Genomic DNA, 1,779 nt, shown 5'->3' with positions numbered 1-1,779 from the left:
CAGGAATTCCCTGAAATAACCGAAAAGGTTGGTGCCGACGGTGTAGCTGGCGGTGAACCAGCCCAAGTTCGTGGACATGTCGCTGGTCGCATCGCCGGTATAGCCGCCGAGCAAGGTGTTGTATTCATTGAGCAGTCCGATCAGCCCCGAGCTGCTGGTCGAGGTGGTCGACGTGGTCGCCGTGGTCGACGAACCTGCCGGCGAGGCCAACTCGTGCAACGTGCCGGTCAGCGGCAACAGGTCCTGGGCATGGGCGGCGGTGCTGGCGGCCTGGGCGACCGCGCCGGACTGGCCAGCCAGGCCGGCCGGGTTGGTCGTCGGCGGCGGGGACTGGAACGATGTCAGCGTGCTTGCCGACGACGACGCCCCGGCGTAGCCGTACATCGCGGCGGTGTCTTTGGCCCACATCTCGGCGTAGTGGGCTTCGGTGGCCATGATCTCGGCGGTGTTCTGCCCGAAGAAGTTCGTCGCGACCAGCGCCGCCAGCAACGCGCGGTTGGCGGCGATCACCGGCGGAGGGACCGTCGCGGCGAACGCCGCCTCGTAGGCGGCCGCGGCGGTATTGGCCTGCGCGGCGGTCTGCTCGGCGAGGGCGGACGTGGTCTGCAGCCAAGCCACATACGGTGCGGCCGCACCCGCCATCGCCGTCGACGCTGCGCCGGACCACGCCGACCCGGTCAACTCCGAGACCGACGAGGCGTAGCCGGTCGCGGCCAGTTCGAGTTCGTCGGCCAACGCGTCCCAGGCCGTCGCGGCCGCCAGCATCGGTCCTGACCCCGGACCGGCGTACATCCGCCCGGAATTGATTTCCGGAGGAAGCAATCCGAAATCCATCTTTGCCCGTTCACCCTCTCTCAGCTGTCTACGTTGGGGCTAAATATCCCGACTCAGGTGCGCTGCGCTCAGCCGCCGATCGGCGAGCGGGACACCACGCCGCCGCGGCGCGACGCCGCGTGGGCTGTTGCGCTACCAAGCCCCCGGCCGACCAGCGTGCCCAGCATGGTCTCGCCGAAGGCCCCGCCCGGAAAGCCCCCGGGGGCGCCGGCCGCGGCGGCCGGCATGCTGGTGACCGGCATGGTGAACGAGGCGGGCGTGACCGCCGGAGCCGGCATCGCCCACGTCGGCGGGGCCGATAATGCGCCGATCTTGATCGCCTGCCCGGCGCTCGCGCCCACCCCTGACGGCCCGGTGAAGCTGCTGAGCCCCATGCCGCCGAATTTCAGCGCCGCTGGCCCCAGAAACGGTGGGTTCATCGTTTCGGACAGGCCCGCGGGGTTTTCCGCTAACCACGTGAGCAAACCAACGCCGTTGTTGGCATTGCTCAGGGCGTTGGCGGCATCGGCCCAGCTGGCGGCGCCGTTACCCCATGCCTGTGAGGAGTAGCCGGTGGTATTGATCAGCGAGGAGCTGAGGGTGCTCGTCGTGCTCGTCGTGCTCGTCGTGCCCGTCGAGCCGAACATGCTTTGCAGCTGCGACAGCATCGATTGCACGCTCGAACCGCCGCCAGTGCCGGTGGCCTGGGCGACCGAGGCACTTTGGGCGGTCTGCCCGGCGGGGTTGGTGTTCTGCACCGGCTGGGTGAACTGGGTGAGGTGGGACGCGGTCGCCGACGAGCGCGAGTAGCCCTGCATCGCCGTGGCGTCTTGGGACCACATCTGCGCGTACTGGCGCTCGGTCTCGCCGATCGCCGCGGAGTACTGCCCGAAGTAGTTGTGCGCGATCAGCGCCGCCAACAGCGACCGGTTGGCGGCGATCGCCGGCGGGGGCACGTGGGCTGCC

The 1,779-nt window shown here is 69.3% G+C and carries 2 protein-coding genes; both read right to left on the bottom strand.

The window, feature by feature from the left end; genetic code table 11:
* Positions 1-834, bottom strand: an 834-nt coding sequence (locus AC2VNT_RS03280) for a PPE family protein (protein ID WP_486945497.1), incomplete at its 3' end; no start/stop codon positions are given.
* Positions 835-902: 68 nt separating this feature from the next.
* On the bottom strand, positions 903-1,779 hold an 877-nt coding region (locus AC2VNT_RS03275), incomplete at its 5' end, for a PPE family protein, SVP subgroup (RefSeq protein ID WP_486945496.1).

Source organism: Mycobacterium sp. TH-M15 (assembly GCF_057473705.1).
This window is presented reverse-complemented; position numbering and strand designations above follow the sequence as displayed.